General features: G+C 38.0%; 18 protein-coding genes and 1 other annotated feature (1 of these 19 cut by a window edge). Of the genes, 9 read left to right on the top strand and 9 right to left on the bottom strand.

Features of this window, described 5'->3' with window-relative positions; all coding sequences use genetic code 11:
* Nucleotides 1–98, top strand: a binding site (T-box leader); it begins 191 nt to the left of the window's first position.
* A gap of 66 nt (nucleotides 99–164) precedes the next feature.
* The 5 genes from leuS to QUF99_RS24635 all read left to right on the top strand — a co-directional run bounded on the left by leuS (nucleotide 165) and on the right by QUF99_RS24635 (nucleotide 11,161).
* Entirely contained in the window at nucleotides 165–2,573 is a 2,409-nt protein-coding gene (leuS, locus tag QUF99_RS24655) for a leucine--tRNA ligase (protein WP_289373622.1), read from the top strand.
* Nucleotides 2,574–2,720: 147 nt separating this feature from the next.
* Nucleotides 2,721–3,647 carry a hypothetical protein gene (locus QUF99_RS24650; RefSeq protein WP_289373620.1) on the top strand — a complete coding sequence of 309 codons (927 nt, stop codon included), beginning with the start codon at nucleotides 2,721–2,723 and terminating at the stop codon, nucleotides 3,645–3,647.
* Between the two features lie 560 nt (nucleotides 3,648–4,207).
* Nucleotides 4,208–5,497 (top strand): helix-turn-helix transcriptional regulator, encoded by a 1,290-nt coding sequence (locus QUF99_RS24645; RefSeq protein WP_289373618.1) that lies wholly within the window; start codon nucleotides 4,208–4,210, stop codon nucleotides 5,495–5,497.
* 561 nt (nucleotides 5,498–6,058) lie between these two features.
* Nucleotides 6,059–10,294, top strand: a complete 4,236-nt coding sequence (locus QUF99_RS24640; RefSeq protein ID WP_289373616.1) for a S8 family serine peptidase — start codon at nucleotides 6,059–6,061, stop codon at nucleotides 10,292–10,294.
* A 267-nt stretch (nucleotides 10,295–10,561) separates the two neighbouring features.
* Entirely contained in the window at nucleotides 10,562–11,161 is a 600-nt protein-coding gene (locus QUF99_RS24635; RefSeq protein ID WP_289373614.1) for a TasA family protein, read from the top strand.
* A gap of 376 nt (nucleotides 11,162–11,537) precedes the next feature.
* On the opposite strand, the gene QUF99_RS24630 is transcribed toward QUF99_RS24635, so the two are convergent.
* From QUF99_RS24630 to QUF99_RS24610, 5 genes are all read right to left on the bottom strand, one after another.
* Nucleotides 11,538–11,966, bottom strand: coding sequence for a pyrophosphohydrolase domain-containing protein (locus QUF99_RS24630; protein ID WP_289373612.1), 429 nt, complete (start codon nucleotides 11,964–11,966; stop codon nucleotides 11,538–11,540).
* Between the two features lie 114 nt (nucleotides 11,967–12,080).
* On the bottom strand, nucleotides 12,081–12,266 hold the full coding sequence (locus QUF99_RS24625) for a hypothetical protein (protein WP_286122346.1): 186 nt from the start codon (nucleotides 12,264–12,266) through the stop codon (nucleotides 12,081–12,083).
* Between the two features lie 143 nt (nucleotides 12,267–12,409).
* On the bottom strand, nucleotides 12,410–13,489 hold the full coding sequence (locus tag QUF99_RS24620) for a Ger(x)C family spore germination protein (protein WP_289373610.1): 1,080 nt from the start codon (nucleotides 13,487–13,489) through the stop codon (nucleotides 12,410–12,412).
* Nucleotides 13,465–14,559 carry a spore germination protein gene (locus tag QUF99_RS24615; RefSeq protein WP_289373607.1) on the bottom strand — a complete coding sequence of 365 codons (1,095 nt, stop codon included), beginning with the start codon at nucleotides 14,557–14,559 and terminating at the stop codon, nucleotides 13,465–13,467. Before QUF99_RS24615 ends, QUF99_RS24620 begins: the two co-directional genes overlap by 25 nt.
* A 16-nt stretch (nucleotides 14,560–14,575) precedes the next feature.
* Entirely contained in the window at nucleotides 14,576–16,369 is a 1,794-nt protein-coding gene (locus QUF99_RS24610) for a spore germination protein (RefSeq protein ID WP_289373606.1), read from the bottom strand.
* A 422-nt stretch (nucleotides 16,370–16,791) separates the two neighbouring features.
* Here QUF99_RS24610 and QUF99_RS24605 point away from each other — a divergent pair, with 422 nt between their 5' ends.
* The 4 genes from QUF99_RS24605 (at nucleotide 16,792) to QUF99_RS24585 (ending at nucleotide 19,734) form a co-directional block, all read left to right on the top strand.
* Nucleotides 16,792–17,916 carry a homoserine O-acetyltransferase family protein gene (locus tag QUF99_RS24605; RefSeq protein WP_289373605.1) on the top strand — a complete coding sequence of 375 codons (1,125 nt, stop codon included), beginning with the start codon at nucleotides 16,792–16,794 and terminating at the stop codon, nucleotides 17,914–17,916.
* A gap of 844 nt (nucleotides 17,917–18,760) precedes the next feature.
* Complete coding sequence (locus tag QUF99_RS24595; protein ID WP_289373601.1) at nucleotides 18,761–19,066, top strand: rhodanese-like domain-containing protein; 306 nt, start codon at nucleotides 18,761–18,763, stop codon at nucleotides 19,064–19,066.
* Between the two features lie 95 nt (nucleotides 19,067–19,161).
* Complete coding sequence (locus tag QUF99_RS24590; protein WP_289373599.1) at nucleotides 19,162–19,386, top strand: spore germination protein; 225 nt, start codon at nucleotides 19,162–19,164, stop codon at nucleotides 19,384–19,386.
* An 18-nt stretch (nucleotides 19,387–19,404) separates the two neighbouring features.
* Nucleotides 19,405–19,734 carry a hypothetical protein gene (locus QUF99_RS24585; protein ID WP_289373598.1) on the top strand — a complete coding sequence of 110 codons (330 nt, stop codon included), beginning with the start codon at nucleotides 19,405–19,407 and terminating at the stop codon, nucleotides 19,732–19,734.
* Nucleotides 19,735–19,759: 25 nt separating this feature from the next.
* Here QUF99_RS24585 and narI read toward each other — a convergent pair whose 3' ends face one another.
* The 4 genes from narI to QUF99_RS24565 are packed head-to-tail and all read right to left on the bottom strand — an operon-like array spanning nucleotide 19,760 to nucleotide 26,159.
* Complete coding sequence (gene narI / locus QUF99_RS24580) at nucleotides 19,760–20,449, bottom strand: respiratory nitrate reductase subunit gamma (protein WP_289373596.1); 690 nt, start codon at nucleotides 20,447–20,449, stop codon at nucleotides 19,760–19,762.
* Between the two features lie 17 nt (nucleotides 20,450–20,466).
* Nucleotides 20,467–20,997, bottom strand: coding sequence for a nitrate reductase molybdenum cofactor assembly chaperone (narJ, locus tag QUF99_RS24575; RefSeq protein ID WP_289373594.1), 531 nt, complete (start codon nucleotides 20,995–20,997; stop codon nucleotides 20,467–20,469).
* Between the two features lie 19 nt (nucleotides 20,998–21,016).
* Nucleotides 21,017–22,492 carry a nitrate reductase subunit beta gene (gene narH / locus QUF99_RS24570; protein ID WP_289373593.1) on the bottom strand — a complete coding sequence of 492 codons (1,476 nt, stop codon included), beginning with the start codon at nucleotides 22,490–22,492 and terminating at the stop codon, nucleotides 21,017–21,019.
* Entirely contained in the window at nucleotides 22,482–26,159 is a 3,678-nt protein-coding gene (locus QUF99_RS24565) for a nitrate reductase subunit alpha (RefSeq protein ID WP_289373591.1), read from the bottom strand. The genes narH and QUF99_RS24565 overlap by 11 nt, the downstream gene beginning before the upstream one ends.
* Nucleotides 26,160–26,231: the final 72 nt, after the last annotated feature.

Here is a 26,231-nt window from a genome sequence, read left to right as displayed (position 1 = left end):
AAGAAATGCGACAGCTATCTTTACCGGGCGTTTTGAATATCCTCTATTACATTAATTTAGGGTGGTACCGCGGGAATCTATAACCTCTCGTCCCTTTTCTGGGATGAGGGGTTTTTTGTATTTTAGGCGGTGAAAATATATAGAATTTGAATGGAGGGTGTTTAATGAGCTTTAATCATCAAGAGATTGAGAAAAAGTGGCAAGCGTATTGGGAAGAGAATAAAACATTCCGTACGCCAGATGAAACAGACAAACCGAAATTTTATGCACTAGATATGTTCCCATATCCATCAGGTGCAGGCTTACACGTAGGGCATCCAGAAGGATATACGGCAACAGATATTTTATCTCGTCAGAAACGTATGCAAGGCTATAACGTTCTTCATCCAATGGGATGGGATGCATTCGGTCTTCCAGCAGAGCAATATGCACTTGATACTGGAAACAGCCCAGCAGAATTTACTGAGAAAAACATTAACACATTCCGTAACCAAATTAAATCATTAGGTTTCTCTTATGATTGGGATCGTGAAGTAAATACAACGGATCCAAGTTATTATAAATGGACACAATGGATTTTCTTAAAGCTATATGAAAAAGGTTTAGCTTATGTAGATGAAGTACCAGTAAACTGGTGCCCAGCACTTGGTACAGTACTTGCAAACGAAGAAGTAATCGATGGCAAGAGTGAGCGCGGTGATCATCCAGTTGAACGTCGTCCAATGAGACAATGGATGCTAAAAATTACGGCGTATGCAGATCGTTTACTAGAAGACCTAGATGAGCTTGATTGGCCGGAAAGCTTAAAAGATATGCAACGCAACTGGATCGGTCGTTCTGAAGGTGCAGAAGTACACTTCAATATTGACGGTACAGAAGAGAAATTTACAGTTTTCACAACGCGCCCAGATACACTATTTGGTGCAACATACTGCGTATTAGCTCCAGAGCATACGCTTGTTGCTGGGATTACAACCGCAGATCAAAAAGAAGCAGTGGAAGCATACATTGACTCTGTAAAAGCGAAAAGTGATTTAGAGCGTACAGAGCTTGCAAAAGAAAAAACAGGCGTATTTACAGGTGCTTATGCAGTTAACCCAGTAAACGGTGAGAAATTACCAATTTGGATTGCTGACTATGTTCTTGCAACTTACGGAACAGGTGCAGTAATGGCAGTTCCAGCACATGACGAGCGTGATTATGAATTTGCACAAACGTTCGAGCTTTCAATGAAAGAAGTTGTAGAAGGCGGAGACATCACGAAAGAAGCACATACAGGTGATGGAGCGCACGTAAACTCAGCATTCTTAGATGGGTTAAACAAAGAAGAAGCAATTGTAAAAATGATTGAATGGCTTGAAGTAACAAGCGCAGGAAATCAAAAAGTAACATACCGCTTACGTGACTGGTTATTTAGCCGTCAACGTTACTGGGGTGAGCCGATTCCAATTATCCATTGGGAAGATGGCACAATGTCAGCTGTAAAAGAAGAAGAATTACCATTAATTCTTCCGAAAACAGAAAACATCCGTCCTTCTGGTACAGGTGAATCGCCACTTGCAAATATTGAAGAGTGGGTAAATGTTGTAGACCCTGAGATTGGAAAAAAAGGTCGCCGTGAAACAAATACAATGCCACAATGGGCAGGTAGCTGTTGGTACTATTTACGTTATATTGATCCAACAAACAGCGAACACCTTGCTGATCCAGAAAAAATAAAACAATGGCTTCCAGTTGATATTTATATCGGCGGTGCAGAGCATGCGGTACTTCATTTACTATACGCACGCTTCTGGCATAAAGTGTTATACGATGTAGGAGTTGTTCCAACGAAAGAGCCATTCCAACAACTATTTAACCAAGGTATGATCTTAGGTGAAAACAACGAAAAAATGAGTAAATCAAAAGGTAATGTTGTAAATCCTGATGATATCGTAGCAAGCCATGGTGCAGATACACTTCGTCTATATGAAATGTTTATGGGACCATTAGATGCTTCGATTGCTTGGTCTGAAAATGGTCTTGATGGAGCTCGTCGCTTCTTAGATCGTGTTTGGCGTCTATTTGTTCAAGAAAACGGTGAACTAAGCGAGAAAATTACAGGTGCAGCAAACAAAAATCTTGAAAAAGCGTATCATCAAACAGTGAAGAAAGTAACAGAAGACTATGCAGAGCTTCGCTTTAACACTGCGATCTCTCAAATGATGATGTTTGTGAATGATGCATATAAAGCGGAATCACTTCCAAAAGAGTATGTAGAAGGTTTCGTGAAAATGTTAGCACCAGTTGCACCGCACGTTGCGGAAGAGCTTTGGAACAAGCTTGGATATAACGAAACGATCACATATGCAAGCTGGCCAACATTTGATGAGTCTAAACTTGTAGAAGACGAAGTTGAAATCGTTGTTCAAGTAATGGGTAAAGTACGTGCGAAGTTAACAATGAAAAAAGATGCATCAAAAGAAGAAATGGAACAACTTGCAATTGAAGCAATTCAAGAGCAAATTGAAGGGAAAACAGTACGTAAAGTAATTGTTGTTCCTGGAAAACTTGTTAATATCGTTGCAAATTAATGAGAAAGAGCAGTCCTGTTAAGGGCTGCTCTTTTTTTTTAGAGACAACTAAGGAAATAGCGGAATTCAAGTATAGACAAACACCTATTCTTTCTTATGAAATATGATAACAAGGACACATTAATTTGCGAGAAAGAGGTGAAAGAAATGAAAGGGATGGATAATAACGCACCGTACGGTTTTATGCCACATTTGATGGACGGACATGATGAATATTCACATATGTTAATGGGAGGAACGCACGGTGGAATGCCTACATCTGTTGCGGGAGTTCAAACTGGAATCCCAACATTCGTAGGCGGAGCACAAGGCGGGGTACCTGTAGGAGCACCAACTACATTCCCAACATTTGTAGGAGGGGCACAAGGCGGAGTGCCTGTAGGAGCACCAACTACATTACCTACATTTGTAGGCGGAGCACAAGGCGGAGTGCCTGTAGGAGCACCAACTACATTTCCTACATTTGTAGGCGGCGCACAAACAGGATTTCCTGCACCAAGTGCTCCGCAGTCAGGGTTTGGTGGTGCTTTCCCTATTCTAGTAGGAGGAGTAGGTACGTCTCCGCAAGTGATTCATGGTCATCACCAGCACCATGGTCATCACCAGCACCATGGTCATCACCAGCACCATGGTCATCACCAACACCATGGTCATCACCAACACCATGGTCATCACCAGCACCATGGTCATCACCAGCACCATGGTCATCACCAGCAACACGGTCATCACCAGCACCACGGTCAACATCAGCACCACGGTCAACATCAGCAACAAGTACATCACCAACATCATGGCCAACATCAAATTCATCCGCAAGCTGTTCTTTATCAAGCGCAGCACCATGGTCATCACCAACACCATGGTCAACATCAGCACCACGGTCAACATCAGCACCACGGTCAACATCAGCAACAAGTACATCACCAACACCATGGTCAACATCAGCACCATGGCCAACACCAACAACACGGTCAGCAACACCAGCATCCAGTATGGTATGGCGGGGCTGGAAGTGCTGGAAGTACTGCAGGAACAGCTGGAGCGGCAGGGCATGCTGGACATGTGGAACATTAAAAAATTAAATAAACAACATATTAAAAAATTCTCTTGGATGTAAGGGGATTTTTTATTTTGGGAATAGTAAGGGTGAGAGGAGGTGCATTACATATGGGAAAAGGTAGAAGCAATAATGCTGGTAAAAAGCAACCGAATTTCGATGATTCATCTAATTTCTCTAAAGGGAAACAAAGTCAAACGACAGAACCGAAGAAGAAATAAAGACAAACTTCCATCAGTGGAGGTTACAGTACGTTAATGAGGTATACAGGAAAAGGAGCTATCTATAAGGATGGCTCCTTTTCGTATGAAGCAGGACAGTTAAGAGTGAGGTTAGATGCTTGATCAATTCTGTGCGGAGCTTTGCTTTTGTCTTTGAGGTTTTTTTTGTGCGTCCATGTGTTCTTCTTCTCTATATTTTTTAGCAAATTATTATATTCTCAGTGTTAACCGAAATTCGTGGATATAATTTGAAAAGTAAAATATGGACCTAGTGATCTTATTTCTCAACCGAGTTTTTTTATATTATGTAGTATAATTAATTATATAAAAATTCAGATAATAAAGGGGGATAATCTATGTCTATAGGAAAAATCATTTATTATCATCGTAAAAAGCAAAATAAGACACAAGAACAGCTTTGTCACGGGATTTGTTCTATTACTCACCTGAGTAAAATTGAAAACAATTGCAAAGAAGCAAATACAAAAACATTGCAAATGCTATGTGAAAGATTGCAGATATCAATTGAGGAAGAGAATAAAAAAACACAGCTTTTAAAATGGAAGCTGGAACTTTTCAACGATGCTATGGAACGGCTTCATAAAGAGCAAGCGGCAACGTTATATAAAGAACTATCAGAACAGAAAGAATATGTTCAATGCACGGAGATGATATATGTATACGAGTTATATATGCTTCGTTACTTATTATTCTTGAATCAATTCTCGGAATTTAAAAAAGCATCCTCAAAAATGAAAAGGGATGTAACAAAATATTCTTCATATGAACTATATCTATGGACTTTCCTTCAAGCTCTTTATTATGGCCGAACAGAACGATATGTACAAGCGCTCGAAATTCTGAATCGTATAGAAGAAAAAGCAGAACAGTACAGCGAAAAAATCACTGAGTATTATTACTATAGATCGACAATGCATGGCCATTTGTATCAGTATTCTTTATCTATTCATTATGCATACAAAGCATTACGTATTATGCAAAATACGAATAACATTTTGCGCATTGTATATATCAAGATGATTATCGCTGTAAATCTCATATACATGGGCGAATTTGAAGAGGCAGAACAGATGCTTATTCCCGTTTTAAGTGATGTGGAACTACTGCAGGATACAGGAATGAAAGCAATAGCTCTTCAGAATTTGGGTTTTTTATATTATAGACAAGGTGACTCTAAAAAGATGTTCGAATATTACTCTCAAGCTCTTGAATTAAAGAAAAAACATACAACCTCCTATTATGTGACAGTCTCAAGTATGGCAGAAGCACTTATCGAATTGAATCAACATGAAAAAGCAGCTGTACGATTAAAACAAGAATTAGATTCCTTTCAAGACCGCAAATCATCAAATTATATAGAGCTAAAAATAATGTATCTTGAAGCTCTTGGCAATCAAAAGACGCTTGTTCAATATTTAATAAAGTATGGGCTGCCGATGTTAGAGAAGCATATGAATCTCAGTAAGATGATAAGGTATTTAGATATAGTGATATTATATTATAAGGAAAAAAAAGATATCTCTTCCGCGAACTATTATTTGCAAGCATCCAACCGGATTCTTAAGAAGTTACTTTTTAATGCCGCAAACCCTGCGATGCTTGGGAATTTGGAGGAGAATAATTAGTATTTTGATAGATGAAAAGTCCAATTGGTGAGAGCTATATAAATACAAATTAAAAAACCGACATAAAACCCTTCTTTTTAGGTGGGAGAGAGCATTCGGCCATGCATAGAAGCGGTCAGATCCTTTTCCTGCCCAGACATAGTGAAAACAAAGAGAGAAAACGAGTGCAGGTCCCCCTTTGTTATCCATAGCCGCGGCTTATATGTCGAAAAATCAAAATGGATTTATATAATTATCAGTGGAGGATGAAGGAAACCCCCACTGATAAAAGTTTTACTTTATTATTTTCATGATTAAAGCTTGAAATTATTTTGTCTGTTGATATTTTCCCAAGTTTAAAACATACAATACGCTATGTTTTTTTTGTTTTTTCGAGAAAAACCTCCTGCAAAGTATAAGATTAGACTGTAAATGACAGTAATTTTCCCAATAAACAGATTTTTCCGACTTATATATAATGAGATTACATAAAGGAATAGATTAAAACATTTCTGCTAAGTAAAGCGTTGAAAAAGTAATAATCTTATATAGAGAGAACAATTGTAAATGGGGGGAAACAACATGAAGGGGAAGAAATCTATTAAAATTCTTACAGGAGCATTGGTTGCTGGCATGCTATTATCATCTGCTATCCCGTATAACGTATTGGCGGAAAGTACGTCTAAGATAGAGGGAATTGCTGATTCGAAATCTGTATTGAGCGGTCTTACAAAAGAACAGAGAGCCGCTTTGAAAACATTAGATGCTAGACCGGAGTTTACGATTTCTCCAGATGTCAACACAACAACTCCTGATAAAGTGAACGTTATTGTGGAGTTTAAACAAGCACCTGCCAAAATTGAAATATTAAAGCAGACAGCTAAAGGGAAGAAAATGACTCTTTCTGCTGCAGAAAAAAAAGTAGAAGAATCTCATCAAGAGTTTAAAGGAATACTTCAACAATTACAAAAAAAGAAAGATGTGGAGAAGGACTTTCAATCTTCCAAGATTACAAGAGAATATAAAAACGCATTCAATGGTGTGGCAATGACATTGCCTGGAAATACAATTGAAGATTTAGTGCGCTCTGGTGTTGTCAAACGTGTTTGGAAAGATTCTGATGTAAAACTTGATTTGCCAAAAGAAACAAATAAGGCCACTGTACAGCCAAAGATGATTGATAGTGTTCCGCAAATCGGCGTGGATAAGCTTCATGCAGAACATATAACAGGTAAAGGCATTAAAGTCGGTGTAATTGATACAGGAGCTGATTATAACCATCCTGATTTAAAAGATGCGTATAAAGGATATCGTGCGCAAGCTGGGGTGGATTCAAAAACAGTTGACCCGAATTCTGTAAAAGGCTGGGATTTCATTGATAATGATGCCGATCCAATGGAAACAACATATAAGGATTGGAAAAATTCAGGAGGGGCTCCTGAAGTCAATAATGGTAGTGCCTACTACACATCGCATGGAACACATGTATCCGGTACAATTGCTGCAGATAAGAAAAATACTGTAGATTACGCCGTAGAAGGGGTAGCTCCTGATGTAGATTTGTATGCGTACCGTGCGTTGGGTCCATATGGAGGCGGGAGCACGAATGGTATTCTTGCTGCTATTGATAAGGCAGTGAAAGATGGTATGAACGTCATCAACTTGTCATTAGGTGCATCTATTAACGATCCTTTATATCCTACATCGGTAGCATTAAATAATGCAATGTTATCTGGAGTTGTAACGGTTGTGGCAGCTGGAAATGCAGGGCCTGGAGAGGGAAGTCTTGGATCGCCTGGAGCCGCAGCTCTTCCGATTACAGTTGGTGCAAGTGATTCTGCTGTAAGCGTACCAACATTTACAGGGGATGTAGGAGATTTACGTATAGAAAAGATGATGCTCTTAGGCAAAAGTTTTACGGACAAGCTTGAAGATTTAAAAGGACAAGCATTACCTATTGTATATGCAGGGCTTGGAAAATCAAGTGATTTTACTGGGAAAGATGTGAAAGGAAAGCAGGCGCTCATCCAACGTGGTGAGATTACGTTGGATGAAAAAATTAAAAATGCTAAGCAAGCAGGCGCAAAAGCTGTGATTGTGTACAACAATGTGGATGGTGAAATAACAAGTTATCTTGGAGAAAGTACATCATCGATTCCATCTTTCCGCTTAACAAAAGCAGATGGTGAGAAACTGCAAGCAAAAGCAGCGCAAGGAGATGTGACCTTTACATTTGGAGAACTGAGTAACACAAAAACAGAAGGTGATCATTTAGCAGATTTCAGTTCCCGAGGCCCGGCAAATAAAACAGATGATATTAAACCGGATGTTGTAGCGCCGGGTGTGTCTATTTTCTCTACTGTTCCTGAATATATAAATGATCCAAAAGATGGCGACAATTATACGGTAGCATATGGGCGTATGTCTGGGACATCGATGGCGGCTCCTCACACAGCTGGGGTAGCAGCATTGATGTTACAAGCGCACCCGGACTACAGCCCGTTTGACGTGAAAGAAGCACTCATGAACACAGCAATCGATTTAAAAGAAGAGCGTTCTGTATACGAAATGGGAGCGGGAAGAATTGACGCGTATCGAGCAGTGCATGCAGATACCTCTATTGAGGTTATCGACAAAACATCGAATATCGAGAATGGTCAAGCGGTGGAAATTGAAGAGAAAACTGGCTCTATTGCATTTGGCCGTAAATATCAATCGAAAAATTCTTCAATTACAGAAAGCAGAAAAGTTGTGATTCGAAATAATAATCAACAAGAAGCAAAAGAGTTCAAAATTGAAGTAGAGTATTCATCGGAAAATGTAGGCGTGCAGGATGCAGCAAAAAATGGTGTGAAATTAAACGTACAGGAGTCCATTAAAGTAACTCCGAAGACATCTGGAGAAATTAATCCTGAAATTTTCATTCCAGAAAATGCGGAATTGGGTAGATATGAAGGATATATTCACATTACAAACAAAGATAATGAAAAAGAAACATATCAAGTTCCGTTTGCCGTTCGCTTAACAGAGCAAGGGCTTGCATCTGTAAATTTACTTCGAGATACGATGGCGACGGATTTGACGAAATGGCATTCTTTTATGGACGGACCGTTCTCACCGGTGTCATTTAAATTGAATAGTCCACTGGAAACGATTGATGCGATTGTGAAGGATCGAAAAACAGGAAATGCGTTGGGGCTTGCTGGCACATTTGACGCAAGCAATAAGACACCTAATAAAGAATATTATATTCTATATGGAATGATGGGGAATGTGCTTCCATTTACAGGTGATCCGAATCATCCGATTGGGGATAAACCTGTCACGTTGCCTGATGGGGATTATGAACTTGAATTTATCGGATACGATAAAGAAGGAAAATCCTATACAAAAGGTGACACGATCATGATTGATAATGTGGCGCCAGAAATGAAATTCAGTGATGTAAAGCCTGGTGTCCATGAAATTGGTGAATCCATGTTTACAGAGGAAGACGGACAACGTGGATTTTGGGTACATGGCAATATTTATGATGCTGGAATAGATGCGTTAAAGGCAAAAGGACTTTCGTATGATCAAAAGGCGAATAAAATTGTATATTTTGAAAACTCTTTTTTCCCTTCTGGTACATTAAATTCGATTCAACCAAATGGTGACTTTAAATTCGGGGTAGCACCAGAAGAAGTGAACCAACCGTTAAATTTAAGTTTGTTTGGATTGGATGCTGCGACAGCAGGTGATGTAATTCGTGGATATCAAAGATATACATTCGTTAAAGAAGGAACAGAATATGCTGCACCGAGTTATAACAAGGATAAAGTTAAATTAGGTGACAAAATTACGATGACTTTGAACTTAAATAACGTGAAACAGCTCCTCTCTGGTAGTTTTGAAGTGCCATATGATAAACAATTTTATAAATTTACAGATGTCAAACCAAATGCTGCACTTACAAAATACGCAGAAGAGCATGGATTAAACGTGAAGCTTTCAAATCCAACTATTACTGAAGGTAATGTGAACAATATAGTGAAAGTTGCTGCGTCTTTAGAGGGGAATGGATTTAAAGGGATAGATGAAGATATTCCTTTTTTAGATGTTACATTTGAAATAACGAACGATGAATATCATATGGAGCTAGCTTCATTTAAACCAGAAAAGTTTACTTATACAAAATTAGGTGCAGCAGAAGCAGTTACAATTCCTGTTTTTCAAGATAAAACGTTTATCTTCGCTTCAAAACATTCGAGAATTAGAGGATATATTAAGGCAGAAGCTTTCCTTGCCCCAGAAGGCTATCCTCTTAACAACGATTACACGAAATTAGGTGCAAAAGTATATGCCGTGTCTGGAGATGGGAAGAAATATACAGGAACAATCGACAAAAATGCTCTATTTGAGATTCATAATGTTCCTGTTAGTGATAAAGAATATGACATTATTGTAGAGATGCCGGGTCATCTGCAAAGTAAACTTACAACAAAAATCGGTAAAATAAGCGATGGGGAGCTAGTCGGACAATATTACACTGCGTATATGGATAATAATCTTGCTGGTGATCTAAACGGCGATAAGATGATAGATATTAAAGATGCGAGAATAGCAGCTCTATCTTATGGGAAAGAGAAAGTATCAGTAGCTGATGGTGACATTAATCAAGATGGTGTAGTGAATGAAACGGATATTCGTTTCATTGAAAAGAACTTCTTGAAAAAGGGAACTGATGCAAAGCCAAATCAAAAACCAGCAGAAAATGTTGGACCAGTAACATTGGAGAAAATTCTGCGTTCCATCGGACTGGAGCCAAAAAATAAATAAATATCATTGTACATTTTAATAGAAGGATTCTAGAGATGACTCCATACGTGTGCACATAACCTGATAGATTTTGAATGATTGACACGAGAAGTAAAAATCGGAGACGCTCTAAAATGACGTTTCCGATTTTTCATATTTTTGTATTTGAAGATAGAAAGAGTGGCGTGAGATAGAAATGATTCTAAAATTATTTCAATTCGTTATCATGCATGTGGGAGTAATTCATTTTTATAATCTGAACATTTAGATTTTTAGAGGGGGATTAAAATGGGGATAAAACAAAAATTAGGTATGGGTGTTGTATCTGCGGCGCTTGGTTTAACTTTAATTGGAGGCGGAACGTTTGCGTACTTCAGCGATAAAGAAGTAACAGAAAATACTTTTGCGGCAAGTACTTTGGACTTAAGCGTTGATCCGCAAGTTATCTTGAACGTGGACAAAATAAAACCAGGCGATGAAATGGAGCGAGGCTTCCAATTAATTAATAACGGGACTTTAAAAATTAAAGATGTGCACCTTCTTACTGATTACACTGTAACAGATGCAAAAGGTGACAATGGAAACGCTGATTTTGGCGATCACATTCGCGTAGATTTCTTATGGAACTTGGATAAAAACAGTGTTCCTATATGGTCTACTACATTGTCTGAACTAAAGAAAGCGACGCAAGCTGGTGACGTTCTTAATCTTGTAGAAAAAGATATTGTAAACCATGAAGGGGATGGACTTGCTCCGGGTGATGATGATACTCTTTATGTGAAATTGACATTTGTTGATAATAAAGAAGAGCAAAATATATTCCAAGGAGACACGTTGAAATTGAACTGGACGTTCAATGCGACTCAAACAGAAGGAGAAGAAAAATAAGCTTAAATGGAATGTATTCAGGCGGGAGAAATCCTGCCTTTTTTAGTGGAGATTGTTATTGAACAATCATCATCGTTTTGCGTAAAGAGTCTCTGAAAAGAATAATAACGATTGAAATCATCGAACGGATTTACAGATTAAAATATCAAATCAATGTAGAGGCAATTCGATATTTTGCTTAGGTAATTATTTTACACCCACCTGAGTAAGAGAAAAAAGTAATTCAGGGAGAGGCTTTTATACCACTATTCGCAGGCAGTAATACCCCCACCTCAACATTTAGCTGAGGTGGGGGATAAACTGTCCGTAAAAGCCCGATTTGTGAGGGCTAATAATCAATGGGGATGAAGAACACCCCACTGATTCAAATTTCACTTTATTTCCCTGCTTTTTCTAATGCTTCTTGACGTTGACGCTCAATTTCAGCACGAAGCTGTGGTTCTGGTGCCTGCCAGCCTTCTGGTTTTAAAATTTTGCCGTCGCCTTCACGGAAACGTGGTTTTCCATCAGGGAATAGTTTTGCCATATTTGCATTGTTTACAATTTCAAATCCCTTATCTGGGCGCACTCCCATTTCTGCAAATGTTCCGAATGCAAAATAAATAAGATCAATCAATGCATCATATTGATCTTCTACAGTATTTGCTTCTAAAAATTCTTCTAGTTCTTCTTGCATAAAGCTTGCGCGGATTTTCGCGCGCTCTTCTGTTAATTTCGTTGGTACATCTGCAACAGGGTGTCCGAATACTTCATGCATTTTTGCAACAAGTTCGTACCCCTTATCTAAACCTTTTTCGTTAGCCATGTTGTTTCATCCTTTCGCGTTTTGTGCCGAATTTCATTGTAACATAAGGAGGGAGTGTAACGAAAAGAATAGAATAGAAAAAGAACATCCTATATGAAATAAGATGTTCTTTCCCTATTCTTCTTTCTTTATTAAAAATGATAAAACAAGATCAATCCCAAATATCCCAACAAGTAGCATCGGTACAACAACAAGTAAATAACGTGTGAAAGAAACATTTTTTAAGTATGTATGAGCAAATAAAAAGACGCCGAGAAATAGAATCCCATTTAAAATAGGCTTTACTAACTTTTTGGACATAAGCTCCCCCGTAAATCTCTTTTTTCTATATGTAAGTGCTATCAATAAAAACTCCTCTCTCCGTTGTATCATGTTGGAAAGAGGAGTTCAATCTTTATCTGACATTTAGTGAAGCATATTTTTTTAAAATATGCAGGTTCAGGTTATTCAATAACACCTGAATTTGTAATATTGACTTCGTATTTCACTTTAATGGGAACGTCCTTGTACATCTTTTTCCATTCCTCTAACTTGAATGGCCGATAATTTTGCCGGAATTTTGCTCCGAGACCAAGCGGATCAACATTTAGAGATTGAAATTTTTTGATGAGTTTTGTGGCTGTAATATTTAATTGATTTTCAACCTCTCTTGATATTTTTTTTGTGTTCTTTTTATTTTCTAGGTTTACTTGTTTTGAAAGTTCTAGAATGCGTGCATCTATTTTTACTTTAATTAAAAAGGAAGGTTTTCCATTTTTTATATTTATAGTGTACGTTGGTTTGGAATGTATGTTATTGATCAGTACGTATCCATTATTACTTTTAAATTCTTGTGAATCTAACCGATGTTTTTCCAATAACCCTTTAAATATGAACATATCTTGTTGATCAATTTTTCCGACATACTTATCCTTTTTTAAAAGCCCAATGCCAGTGATTTTGATTTTGTCTTTACTCTTTTTTAGGATAGGCATATAAGAATCTTGGCCTTCACGATAATAACGAAATGCACCTAAATGTAAATTATCAGTTGGTAAGGAACCTGTTTGCATGTTATGCTCTAACATTTTTGTTATATAAATAGCAACATTAGATGAAGTTGTATATTTTCCTTTTAACAGCTCAAGTCCATTTCCTTCTAATAATCCAACATACAATGAGTTTCCGATGCTGACATCACGAGCCAGTGTGTCAAAGGAGGTCGACAATCCTTTTTTGGCAATTCTTGTAGTAAACAAAGCAATGCGCATTTGTCCGCTTGCAAATGGTTGAGAAGATTCCAAAGAAGTATCAGCTTTTACTTGTTTAACGGCATTTCCTACTCCTTCGTAGACTTGTACTTTATTTCCTTTTCGCTGTATAGGACAAACCAATGTCACCTTTACTTTATTGTTTTTTGCTGTATCAAAAACAACCCCTTGAATTAACTGAACATCATCAACAATATTTTTTTGCAAACAGCCTGTTATGGTGAACAAACAAATACATGAAAGAAGAGTTAGTTTTCTCTTGATTTTTTCCATTTTTTTTTCACCCACACGATAAGAAATAAGATTGGGATGTAAACATACATAAGCCAAAGACTAGTTTTGGAAATATAACTAATAAAATCGTTGATATCGTGCCTGTTTGTTAAAAGTTGTGAAACAATAATGGTAATTAGTATGAAAGAAAGTAAAATGTATTTTTGCTTTACATGAAAGATTTCATGCGTTCCTCTTGTAGCAGCCCATAATGGAAGAATAAAACTTGTAAGAATTACAAGTGCATAGCCGGAGATGGCAATGTATTCTAGACGTTCGATAAAGGGTAATTTAATAACTTGTGTCATTGAAAGCTGAGACCAAATTGTTTTTGATAACTGTTTTTCGCTAAAAAAAGCAAATGCCAACAATGTACTATATAAATACAACAGGTTAGAAAATAATACACCATATTGTGCAAATTTATGAGATTTCTCGGGATTCTTCACAAATGGGTATATCATAAGAAAGATTTCAAAGCCTGTCATAGTATAAGTTGACAATTGAGATGCTTTTAAAATATCTCCAAAAGAATGCGAAAAAACAGGAAGTAAATTTTCCCAATGTGCGTATCGCAACATAAAAAAACTAAGAAAAATATAACCTAATGTTCCCATGATTGAAAGTACACAGATACCGGTCATGACGCGAAATCCTGATGAGATGACGTAGTAACTTAATAAACATAAAAAGATTGTGAACATCCAAGTGGACCCGGTAGGAAACATCCATACTTGAACAATCTCAACATACGTTCGAACAACGGATATACTCAAAGCGAAAAAATACAGCATGAATACAATATTAATGCCATTACCGAGCCACTTTCCAAAGGTTTGCTGATGAAGATCTATTAGGTTGCCTTTTGTATTTTTTAATAAGTAATACATCATCCAAACGAGAATGTGAATGATGATTCCTGTGATGAGAACACCAATCCAAGCGTCGTAGCCCGCAGCTTTGGCAATAATGCGTGCAAACCCGAGAACTCCAGCGCCGAACTGTGCACTATGAACTAAGAAGAAAACAAATATAGGTGATACTTGATATTTTGTTTTGACTTTACTCATATGTGCACCTCGTTTCTTATTCATCAAAATCAGATGTATGTTTTGTTGAAATCCCATTTGCTGATTTTTTTACGTGTTGCGGCCTTGCTTGGATATCTCTTGTATCAATCATAGATAATGGAAAACGAATCCAAGAGTCTTTTAGTGCTTGTCGCCTTGCTGGATAAAAGAGTGCAAATGGTTTTCGTAAAGAAGAAAGCCTGAATAGATGTGTAAATAAAAAAATAAACCCAAGTGAAACTCCTAATAGTCCACCTAATTCTGCAAATAAAAGGAATGGAAATCGTAGTAAACGGACTGCGTTCCCCATCTTATAGATTGGTGTGATAAAGGAAGCTAACGCGGATAAGGCGACAATGATTAATAAAATATTACTTGTTAGTCCTGCTTGAACAGATGCTTGTCCGATTACGATACCGCCTACAATACCAAGTGTTTGTCCAACTTTCATTGGCAATCTTGCCCCAGCTTCACGCAATAAATCGATAGCCAGCTCTAGGAAAATTGCTTCTATAAGAGGAGGAAAAGGGACCTGTGCCCGAGATAAAATTAACGTCTCTAGCAAATCGCTCGGAATTAATTCGTAATGATAACTTAAAATAGCGACGTATAGTGGAGTAGCACAAATTGAGAAAAGTACAGCAATGAGTCGTAAACATCTAGAAAATGTAGCGTAAAGCCAAGAGACATTGTAATCCTCTGGTGAAACGAAAAAATCAAAGTATGAAACAGGAGTGAGTAAGACGTTTGGTGAACCATCCACAAAAATAGCAATTTTCCCATCGATTAATGCGGTTGTTACTCGGTCTGTACGTTCTGTATTAATAAATAATGGGAAGATTGATTTTTCTCCCATCAATTCTTGAATAAAGGAGCTGTCGTTAATTTGATCATATTCAATTATACGAAGCGATTCTTCTAAATAATCAACACTGTCTTTTTCAGCCAGATTCTCTAAATACATCATCACAACTTTTGTTTTAGAGAATTTCCCAATTATAACTTCCTTTGTTTGTAGTGCTAACACCGGAAGGCGTTTACGTACTAAGTTAATATTGGTATCAATATCTTCTACAAAGCCCTCTTGAGGACCGACAACTGTAGATTCGTTTAATGGAACAGTTGGTGCCCGATAATTATCAATTGCGATATTTGCGAGCATACATTTCTGATCTTGTTCATGTAACTGTATAATAGCGTGCCCTTTTAGAACCATGTCTTCTATTTTTTGGAGGTCATTTGTAATTGTAATTCCACTCATTGGAATATGTTCTTTTAACTCTTCTAATGTTGAGCATGTGCGTTCTAATAAAGCAGGCATTAAATATTTTTGGAGCTTTTCTCCATCAAGAGATGGACGATAATAGGAAATCCAATAGGGCATCGCCTCATCATCTGATGTGTGATAATTTACAAAATCACTAGATGTTTTAAATTTTTCCAGTAACTCTTGTAGAGAATGAGTAGTCTTGGGTTTTGGTTTACTAAAATCATAAATACTATTATGACCACTAGTATCTTGATGATTCGTTTGGTTTTGCTGTTGATCTTCTTCTTGTTTAGCTCGATCGTCAGTTTGACTTTGCTGTTGTTCTTGATTTTGATTTGTGGTCTGAATTTGTTGTTGATCTTCTTCGGCTTGATTGTTAATTTGAACCTGTTTATCCTGTTTGTCTTGGTTTGTAGATTGAACTTGCCCTTCTTCTTGCTCGGTTGGATCGCTAGCTTGGTCTTGCTGTTGTTCTTGATTTGTTTCGGTAAAATCCGTATCTTCACTCTGTTTTCGTTTACGAAACCATTTCCATAGCATGTGTATTCCCTCTTTAATGATGTAAGATAATGTTAGTTTGTGGGAATTTTTATATATTATGCACCTATTTATCCCGCATTAACGGGCAGTAATACCCCCCACTTCAAAAATCGGCAGGAAGTAAAGAAGTTAGGTGGGGGATAAACTGCCTGTAAAAGCCCGATTGGTGAGGGCTAATAATCAGTGGGGGATGAAGAAACCCCCCGCTGATTAAAGTTTCACTTTATGAAGAAGAGAGAATGATTGGTTTATCATCCAATCTGTTCTAAAAAGAAGGGGTTTCTTTCGAAATGTATAATAGTTTCGGTAGCAAGAAAATTAACTCCTCATGATTGGACCAAGTTTACAATTGCGTATTTGTTGTTTCTTAACTTCTAGAAGCAGAAGGTGCCAGAAAAAATTTCAATGTAGGGGGATAGTCTATGTTATATGTGAAAAAAGAAACATTTCACTTAGAAAAGTTTACATTTGAAAATGGCATAACGCTACCTGTTCAAGTTGGATATGAAACATACGGTAAGTTAAATAAAGAAAAATCAAATGTGATTGTAGTCTGTCACTATTTTAGTGCAACGAGCCATGCTGCAGGAAAATATACAGAGGAAGACGAGCTCCCGGGTTGGTGGGATGAACTTATAGGACCGGGAAAGGCAATTGATACAGATCAATATTTTGTGATTTGTACAGATAATCTTTGTAATGTACAAGTGAAAAATCCATATGTTATCACAACAGGACCAAAGTCAATGAATCCAACAACTGGATCCCCGTATGCGATGGACTTCCCAGTATTTACATTTTTAGATGTAGCACGTTTGCAATATGAATTAGTGCGGGAGATGGGAATTACAAGATTGCATGCGGTAATTGGACCATCAGCTGGAGGGATGATCGCTCAGCAGTGGGCTGTTCATTATCCGCATATGGTGGAGCGGATGATTGGTGTCATTACAAATCCACAAAACCCAATTGTGACGTCTTTTAATGTATTGCAAAATGCGATTGAAGCAATTCAACTTGATCCAAAGTGGGATGGAGGAAACTATGGAGAAGAACAGCCGACGAAAGGATTACATTTGGCAGGGAAAATGATGTTTGTAAATGCGTTTGATGCTCATTATTATGAAACTACATTTCCGCGTAAGCGTGCGGAAGTAGCACCTTATGTGGATGTATCTACGTTGACATCATTTGAGCAAAATATAAATGAATTAACTTTAAATAATATTGCTTTTGTTGATGCCAATTCATGGTTGTATACAGCGAAAGCAACATTATTACATGATATTTCACATGGTTTTTCTTCTTTAGAAGAAGCACTTTCTCAAATGGAAGCAAATGTACTTATGATTCCATGCAAACAAGATTTACTCCAGCCATCTCGCTATAATTATGAAATGGTAGAATTGTTGAAGAAAAAAGGAAAATGTGCGGAAGTCTATGAAATTGAAAGTATAAAAGGCCATATGGCTGGGGTATTAGATGTTCATTTATTTGAAAAGAAAGTGTATGAGTTTTTGATGGGAAAGGTATCTAGTTGTGTGTAAAGAAGACGAAAGTATGATGGAGGATATGTACAGTAGGCTTTATCCGGTAAGAATCAAATTGGTTTAAGTAATCATCGATTGGGAAGGAAGCCTGACTGTATTATGTTATAGACTTTTTGCGATTGGCCTATGTGTTATTTATACAAAAGTTTTTTTACTTTCTTTGCTTACACTATTTTTCATTATATTAGATTGAAAAGTATAAAATAAACAGAGCTATAGAATATGTAAGCGAAAGACGTATGTAGAAATTGATAGTCCAAGGAAAGCCATACCTAGTAGTAGAAAAATGAATGGCACTTCTTGAGAGGACTTGGTCTTTTTTCTCTTGTTAAATGCACCGAGTGTGCTTAAGGAAAAAATCAAACAGACGATACCTATAAAGAAAAGCAAAAGTGTCATATAAAGCCACTCCTTTCGTAAAACAAGTATATTGAGAATACAATGTAAGAGTCTATTTTGTAAATGGTGTAAATTTACAATTGTGTTGAGAAATAATGGAGGAAAGAAAGCGTCAATTCTTTGCGTTCATGCTTTTGCGTGCTAAAATTGGTGATGAATCGATGCTGCTTTATGGGAAACTAACTTTTCTAATGATAAGATTTTAAGCAATTAAAAAAGAGAGGGAAAGCAATTGCCCATAGAAGTAAGAATCCACAGTGAGCCTGAAGGCAAATTTCACTGCGGGGCGTAATATCCCACCTCAAAGTTCAGCGAAAAGCAAAGAAGCTAGGTGCGGGATAAACTGGCCGTAAAAGCCCGATTGGTAAGGGCTAATAATTAGTGGGGATGAAGAAAGCCCCTCACTGATTAAAGTTTCACTTTATAAAAGGAGGAATTGTAAATGTCTGATATAAAAACAGTTACAGGACAAGAAGTGCAAGAGCGTTTAGAAAAAGGGGAAACATTATTTTTAGTGGATGTACGTGAAGATGAAGAAGTTGAGTCTGGGAAGATTCCAGAGGCTGTACATATTAAAATGGGAGATATCCCGAACAAAGTAGATTTCTTTGATAAAGAAAATGAATATATTTTTATTTGTCGATCAGGAATGCGTAGTGAAAATGTTTGCCATTATTTAAATGAGCTTGGATACAAAACAGTTAATATGGTTGGCGGTATGCTACAGTATGAAGGTGAAATTCAATAATTGGTTTGTAAAACTTGAAACGTGTCTGTTTCAAGTTTTTTTCTTTTGCATACAGTGTACGAAGAGGATATTTTCTATAGAAGAGAGGGAAGCTCATGAGTGCGTTTTTTCGTAAGATTAAAATTATAAATAATCGAGGAGCAGTAAATGTAGGTGATCGTTATAATATTGAACCATTTTCTGCAGTAAAATTGTATGCTGGCTCGGGAGGCTCGAGTTTTGCTACTTTCCTAAATGGAAAACGTATGCCAGCAGTTGTACCAAGAGGTACAGTATTTATCCCTCCGTTAGAAACGAGTGAACTAACACTAGGCGCATAATAGAAAGGTTGAATGCCAATGCCTGCAAATATTAAGGAATTTGTAATTGTGAATAATTATGGGAATTTATTTACAGGAGATAATTTGAGGGATACTTCATTTGTTGCATCTAAAATATATAGCGGTTCAACAGGACCAACTTGTATTGATGTTGTAACTGTAATTGGAACGGAGACGAACCTTTGCTTGAATCCAGGAGATACCGTAACTACTACCTATACGAAAGGATCTGCAGCAGGAATAAGTACTAGTAATGCATCTAATATCAATACTTCAAGTGCGAATATAGCAGGTACCATGCAGTCTACTCCTAATACAGATAGCCTTGATTCTGTACCAGGTTTATAAAAAAATCCCCTGTAGAGGCAGGGGATTATTTCTTCATTTGCAGCGGCATACGTTTGCGGTAAACCACATAACTACGGCGTAAATATTTAATTGGAGCACTAAAAACATGCACAAGTCTTGTAAATGGCCATGTAGCAAAGAGTCCCATCGCTGCAATGATATGAATTTTAAACCAAAGAGGTACTTCCATCATATATTCGACTTTCGGCTGAAAAATAAAGAGACTGCGGAACCATGGTCCAATTGTTGTACGGTAATCAAACCCTTTTGGGTCAATATTTAAAAAGGTTGAAGAAAGTCCTGCCAGCATAACAATGAGCAATAAGATGAGAGCAACATAATCTCCTGTTGTACTTGTTGCGATAATGCGTTTTACTGTAAATCGGCGATATGTTAAAATAACTAGCCCAATAATAGAAGCAACGCCTGCAGGAAGTCCGAAGCTAATTGCCATTATATGATACGTATGTTCAGAAATACCTAGTAAATTGTATACTTCTTCTGGAATTAAGATCCCCATAACGTGTCCGCCGATTACGAATATAATCCCAAAGTGAAATAACAGACTTCCAATTCGGAGCAGTTTTTTCTCTAACAATTCACTAGATTTAGAGGTCCAGCCAAATTGATCGTAGTTGTATCTGAAGATGTGTCCACCAATGAAGATTGCGAAAATGATATAAGGGAACAGCACCCATAAAAATTGATCCATCATTTTTACGACACTCCTTTCTAGTTCGTTTGTAATTCCCACGCATTAATAGCGAGTAGGATGGAAGCTATAATTGGCTCATACATAGAATTTGCATCTTGTAACTGTTCATGTAGTGCTTGTATATTTGTAACGTACTTATTCATAATTGGTTTACTATCTTCTTCATCTGCATTCGCAAGAAATTCTAATAATAGCGGTAAATAATCCGGCAGTTCTTTATCTGTTACAGCAAAGCCAGCCTTTTTATAGTGCTGTTTTAACTCTAATAATTCAACGCCGCGTTCCCGTTGTTCACCTGTATTCATATAAGTAAGATACAGGTTTGTCTTCTTTCCGAAGTCGAATGTGTATACGTAAGAGTCGATGAGTTGATTATTTGTTTTTTCTTGCACTTGTTTTATGAAAGCTGTAAGTGTCGTGCGAATTTCTTCATGTGTAATCGTATCGATATTTTCTTGTAGTTCTGATAAAGCCTCTCTCCACCCTGATTCAGGATAGGAGAGAAGAAAGGAAGAACAAGAAAAAGCCGTTTGTAAACTCTGTTTCATATTTGTTACCTCCTGTCATTTAAGAAATCGTCGTACAAGCACCTGGACCACCTGCGAAGGAAAGACCACAGCTTCCTTGCTCGCTATACAGGTCTGCTACTTGCTCACGGTGAGACGTCGGAATGACAAAGCGATCTTTATATTTTGCGATGGCAAGAAGGCGATACATATCTTCCACATCTTGTTTTGTTAGGCCAAGTTCTTTTAACACATCTTCATTTGGTTCTTTATTAATTTGGAGTGCTCTCATATGAGCACGCATCACGGCCATTTTTTTCAATGTAAGACGAATGTGCGATTCATCGCCTGCAGTGAGTAAGTTAGCTAAATATTCAATTGGAATACGCATATTATCGATAGCAGGGAAAATCTCTTCTGCTTGCCAATTGCTTCCTTTACCTTCTACCATGTTCATAATTGGGCTTAACGGTGGAATATACCAAACCATCGGCATAGTGCGATATTCTGGGTGAAGAGGAAGTGCAATTTTCCAATCAATAATCATTTTATAAATTGGTGATTGCTGAGCTGCTTTGATCCACTCTTCTGGAATACCTTGTTTTATTGCTTCAGCAGCTACTTCTGGATCGTTTGGATCTAAGAAGACAGTAAGCTGAGATTCATATAAATCTTTTTCATCCTCTACAGAAGCAGCTTCTTTTACCTTGTCAGCGTCATATAACATGACTCCAATATAACGGATACGTCCTACGCATGTTTCAGAACAAATTGTTGGCATACCAGCTTCGATACGCGGGAAGCACATTGTACATTTTTCAGCTTTATTTGTTTGCCAGTTGAAATATACTTTTTTATATGGGCAAGAAGATACACAGAATCTCCAAGCGCGGCATGCGTTTTGATCGACAAGTACAATACCATCTTCTTCACGCTTATACATCGCCCCAGATGGACAAGAAGACACGCAAGATGGATTTAAACAATGTTCGCAAATGCGAGGTAGATACATCATAAAGACATTTTCAAAGTCTGTTTTAATCTCTTCTTCCATTTTCTTTACGTTAGGATCTTGCAAACCTGTTATATGTCCACCTGCTAAATCATCTTCCCAGTTAGGACCCCATTCAATTTTATCGATAAATTCACCAGTAATTGCCGATTTTGGGCGAGCTACAGGTTGATGCTTACGCTGTGGACTATTTGTTAATGTTTCATAATCATAGTTCCAAGGTTCAAAATAATCATCAATGGTAGGTTGATCTGGGTTATGAAAAATGTTCGTAAGGCGTTTCATTTTTGAACCAGATTTCAGCTGGAGTTCACCTTTTTTTAATTCCCAGCCGCCTTTATATTTTTCTTGATCTTCCCACTGTTTTGGATAGCCGATACCAGGTTTTGTTTCTACGTTGTTGAAATACATATATTCAGCACCTGGACGATTTGTCCAGGTGTTTTTGCATGTTACGCTACAAGTATGGCAGCCGATGCATTTATCTAGGTTCATTACCATTCCGACTTGTGCTTTAATCTTCAAGCCAATCTACCTCCTTCAGTTTACGGATAACGACGTTTAAATCACGTTGGTTCCCGGTTGGGCCATAGTAGTTAAAGCCATAGCTTAATTGACCGTACCCACCAATCATATGTGTTGGTTTGACATGAATGCGCGTTGGACTATTATGTGTTCCTCCGCGATTACTTGTTAAGTTTGTACCAGGCACGTTAATATGGCGATCTTGTGCGTGATGCATAAAGGCCATTCCTCTTGGGATACGATGCGTTACGACAGCGCGTGCTACGACAACGCCGTTACGGTTAAAGCATTCAATCCAATCATTATCAGCAACGCCAGCTTCGGCGGCATCATCTTTGTTCATCCAAACAGTCGGACCACCACGGAACAGTGTTAACATCGGTAAGGAATCGAAGTACATACTATGAATCGACCACTTATTATGCGGTGTTAAATAGTTGAGTGTAATTTCTTTTCCTTCTACTTCAGGACGCGATTTACGGAATGGCTTATGCTGCAGAATTGGCTTGAATGTTGCCATTGTTTCACCAAACTCTTTCATCATGTCATGATCTAAATAGAAAGATTGACGTCCAGTTATCGTTCTCCAAGGAATAAGGCGCTCGACATTTGTTGTAAATGGTGAGTAACGGCGTCCGCCTTTTTCAGAACCTGAGAAAGCAGGAGAGGTAATAACTGTTTTTGGCTGTGCTGTAATTTGGTCGAATGTGAAGCATTCTTCTTCGCGTTCTTCCGCTAAATCACGCAGTTTTAAATCTGTTTGTTTTTCAAGAGCTTCCCATGCTTTAACGGCCATATGCCCGTTTGTTGTAGAAGAAAGCGTTAAGACTGCTTCCGCTGCGTGGATTGCTTCTGTTATATCAGGGCATCCTTTTGCAATCGAATCAGTGCGATTTACACCTAATTTGCTCTTTAATTGCTCGTATTCTTTTTCGGCTGACCAGGAAATGCCTTTTGTACCAATTGTTTTAAGATTTGGTCCAAGTGCAGTCATTTTGTCATAAATCGTTTTATAATCATACTCCACAACCTGAATTTTCGGCATTGTTTTACCTGTAATTGGTTCGCACTCACCTTTACTCCAATCTTTAATTCGGCCAAGCGGTTGTGCTAATTCTTGCGGCGTATCGTGAAGAAGTGGTGTCGCCACAACCTCTTTCATTGGTTCAAGATCGAGCTCCTGGGCTAAATCAGAGACTACTTTTGAAAGCGAGGTGAAAATATCCCAGTCAGAACGTGCTTCCCAAGGTGAACCGATTGCTGGATTGAATGGATGTACGAACGGATGCATATCAGTACTACTTAAATCGTGTTTTTCATACCAAGTTGAGGCAGGAAGGACGATATCAGAATATAGTGCTGTTCCGGCCATACGGAAATCTAGGTTGATTAATAAATCAAGTTTTCCTTCAGGTGCTTCTTCACGCCACTTGATTTCTTCTGGTCGTAATGAATCATTATCATCATTCAGTAATCCATTTGTTGTGCCTAGTAAATGTTTTAAGAAATATTCATGTCCTTTACCAGAACTTGAAATTAAGTTTGCGCGCCAAACAAATAAGTTGCGCGGGAAGTTATTTTTGTTATCAGGGTCTTCAATTGCAAATTTCAGTTCTTTTTCTTTTAGCTTTTGAGCAACGTAATTCCCGATTTCTTCTTGGGTTGTCGCTCCAGCAGCAACTGCGTCTTTATATATTTCAATTCCACTTTTCTCGAATGTTGGATAAGAAGGTAACCAGCCAAGACGAGCCGCTAACACATTGTAATCACCGTGATGTTGGTAACGAGAGTTTCCGACAATTGGTGATGCCAAGTGTCCAACTGGTGTATCTTCATAGCGCCATTGATCCGTTACAAAGTAGAAGAAGGATGTACCATTTTGTAGTTTTGGTAAAACTCCCCAATCTTTTGCTGTTGCGACGGTTTGCCAACCTTCTGCTGGGCGTAATTTTTCTTGTCCAACGTAATGCGCCCAACCACCGCCGTTTACACCTTGTGCACCAACGAGAAGAACAAGATTGAGAACAGCACGGTAAATCGTATCAGAGTTAAACCAATGGTTAATACCAGCACCGACAATAATCATCGAGCGTCCGTTTGTATCAACTGCGTTTTGAGCAAATTCACGGGCAATCTGAATAACAAGTTCTCTTTTTACTCCAGTCATTTTTTCTTGCCATGCTGGTGTAAATGGCACATCATCATTAAAGTCTTTCGGTTCTTGACCACCAAGTCCGCGGTTGACACCGTAGTTTGCTAAAGTTAAGTCGTATACAGTTGTAACGAAAATATCGCCTTCTTGTGTAGCAATTTTTTTCACTGGAATTGTACGCTCTAATACTTTGTTTCCGTCATCGGAGAAATATGGAATTTGTACAGTTCCCACTGCATCTTCCATACCAAGTAAAGAAAGACGTGGATCAATTTTTTCACCTGTTTGTTCGTCTTCTAAGCGTAAATTCCATTTCTTTTCGTTATCCCAGCGCGATCCCATCGTGCCATGCGGTAGTGCGAAATCATTCGAATTATCGTTCCAAAGAATTGGTTTCCATTCACCAAGTTTTGTTTCACGACCAATATCAGTAGCGTTTAAGAAACGATCTGCAACGAATTGGTCTCCTTGCTGTTTTAGTGTGACAAGGAATGGGAAATCAGTATATTGCTTTGCATAATTTGTGAAGTATTCCACTTGTTTGTCCACGTAAAACTCTTGTAAAATGACGTGACCCATTGCCATTGCAAGAGCACCATCTGTACCTTGTTTTACGCTCATCCAATCATCTGCAAATTTTGTTGATTCAGCAAAATCAGGACTTACGGAAACGACTTTCGTTCCTTTATAGCGTACCTCTGCTAAGAAATGAGCATCTGGTGTCCGTGTCATCGGTACGTTTGAACCCCATGTCATAATGTAACCAGAGTTGTACCAATCACTACTTTCTGGAACATCGGTTTGATCGCCCCAAATTTGTGGTGAAGCTGGTGGTAAGTCAGCGTACCAATCATAGAAACTAAGCATTGGGCCGCCCATAAGATGCATAAACCGGCTACCAGCAGCATAGCTTAACATAGACATTGCTGGAATTGGTGAGAATCCGACATTTCGGTCTGGACCATATTTAGTTATCGTATAGAGCATAGAAGCAGCAACAAGTTGTAATACTTCTTTCCAATTTGCGCGAACAAATCCACCTTTACCACGCGCCCCTTTATACGTGCGTGCTTTTTCAGGATTTTCTACGATGCTTTTCCAAGCGTCTAGTGGTGATTTATGATTTTGAAGTTCCTCTTGCCACATATTCCAAAGGACGCCGCGTACATATGGGTATTTCACGCGAAGTGGACTATAAATGTACCAAGAAAAACTTGCTCCACGTGGACATCCTCGTGGTTCAAAATCAGGCATATCAGGGCCAGTAGATGGATAGTTAAGTTCTTGGCCTTCCCAGGTTACGATTCCATCTTTTACATAAATGTTCCAGCTACAAGAACCAGTACAGTTTACACCGTGTGTAGAACGGATTACTTTATCATGCTGCCAACGCTTTCTGTACACATTTTCCCATTCGCGGTCTTCATATGTTTCTTGTGTATGATTGTCGTTGTAGCGATCTATTGGAGAAAAATATTTTAAACGTTTCATTAGTGCCGAAGGTTTCTTTTTCATACTGTTCACTCCTTTATTACGTCTCTCTTGCTTACTTTTACTATAAGAGAGCGTGCAAAATAGGGATGTGAT

The organism is Bacillus sp. DX4.1, assembly GCF_030348195.1.
Taxonomy (GTDB): Bacteria; Bacillota; Bacilli; order Bacillales; family Bacillaceae_G; genus Bacillus_A.
The sequence above is the reverse complement of the archived record's forward strand: the minus strand, read 5'-3'. Positions and strand labels throughout refer to the sequence as shown.

Coding starts and splice junctions, on each gene's coding strand:
- QUF99_RS24590 (WP_289373599.1), top strand. CDS start 19,162: ATGAGTGCGTTTTTTCGTAAGATTAAAATTATAAATAATCGAGGAGCA.
- QUF99_RS24605 (WP_289373605.1), top strand. CDS start 16,792: ATGTTATATGTGAAAAAAGAAACATTTCACTTAGAAAAGTTTACATTT.
- QUF99_RS24635 (WP_289373614.1), top strand. CDS start 10,562: ATGGGGATAAAACAAAAATTAGGTATGGGTGTTGTATCTGCGGCGCTT.
- QUF99_RS24615 (WP_289373607.1), bottom strand. CDS start 14,559: ATGAGTAAAGTCAAAACAAAATATCAAGTATCACCTATATTTGTTTTC.
- QUF99_RS24595 (WP_289373601.1), top strand. CDS start 18,761: ATGTCTGATATAAAAACAGTTACAGGACAAGAAGTGCAAGAGCGTTTA.
- QUF99_RS24625 (WP_286122346.1), bottom strand. CDS start 12,266: ATGTCCAAAAAGTTAGTAAAGCCTATTTTAAATGGGATTCTATTTCTC.
- QUF99_RS24565 (WP_289373591.1), bottom strand. CDS start 26,159: ATGAAAAAGAAACCTTCGGCACTAATGAAACGTTTAAAATATTTTTCT.
- QUF99_RS24645 (WP_289373618.1), top strand. CDS start 4,208: ATGTCTATAGGAAAAATCATTTATTATCATCGTAAAAAGCAAAATAAG.
- leuS (WP_289373622.1), top strand. CDS start 165: ATGAGCTTTAATCATCAAGAGATTGAGAAAAAGTGGCAAGCGTATTGG.
- narI (WP_289373596.1), bottom strand. CDS start 20,449: ATGATGGATCAATTTTTATGGGTGCTGTTCCCTTATATCATTTTCGCA.
- QUF99_RS24640 (WP_289373616.1), top strand. CDS start 6,059: ATGAAGGGGAAGAAATCTATTAAAATTCTTACAGGAGCATTGGTTGCT.
- QUF99_RS24585 (WP_289373598.1), top strand. CDS start 19,405: ATGCCTGCAAATATTAAGGAATTTGTAATTGTGAATAATTATGGGAAT.
- QUF99_RS24650 (WP_289373620.1), top strand. CDS start 2,721: ATGAAAGGGATGGATAATAACGCACCGTACGGTTTTATGCCACATTTG.
- narJ (WP_289373594.1), bottom strand. CDS start 20,997: ATGAAACAGAGTTTACAAACGGCTTTTTCTTGTTCTTCCTTTCTTCTC.
- QUF99_RS24620 (WP_289373610.1), bottom strand. CDS start 13,489: ATGGAAAAAATCAAGAGAAAACTAACTCTTCTTTCATGTATTTGTTTG.
- QUF99_RS24630 (WP_289373612.1), bottom strand. CDS start 11,966: ATGGCTAACGAAAAAGGTTTAGATAAGGGGTACGAACTTGTTGCAAAA.
- QUF99_RS24610 (WP_289373606.1), bottom strand. CDS start 16,369: ATGCTATGGAAATGGTTTCGTAAACGAAAACAGAGTGAAGATACGGAT.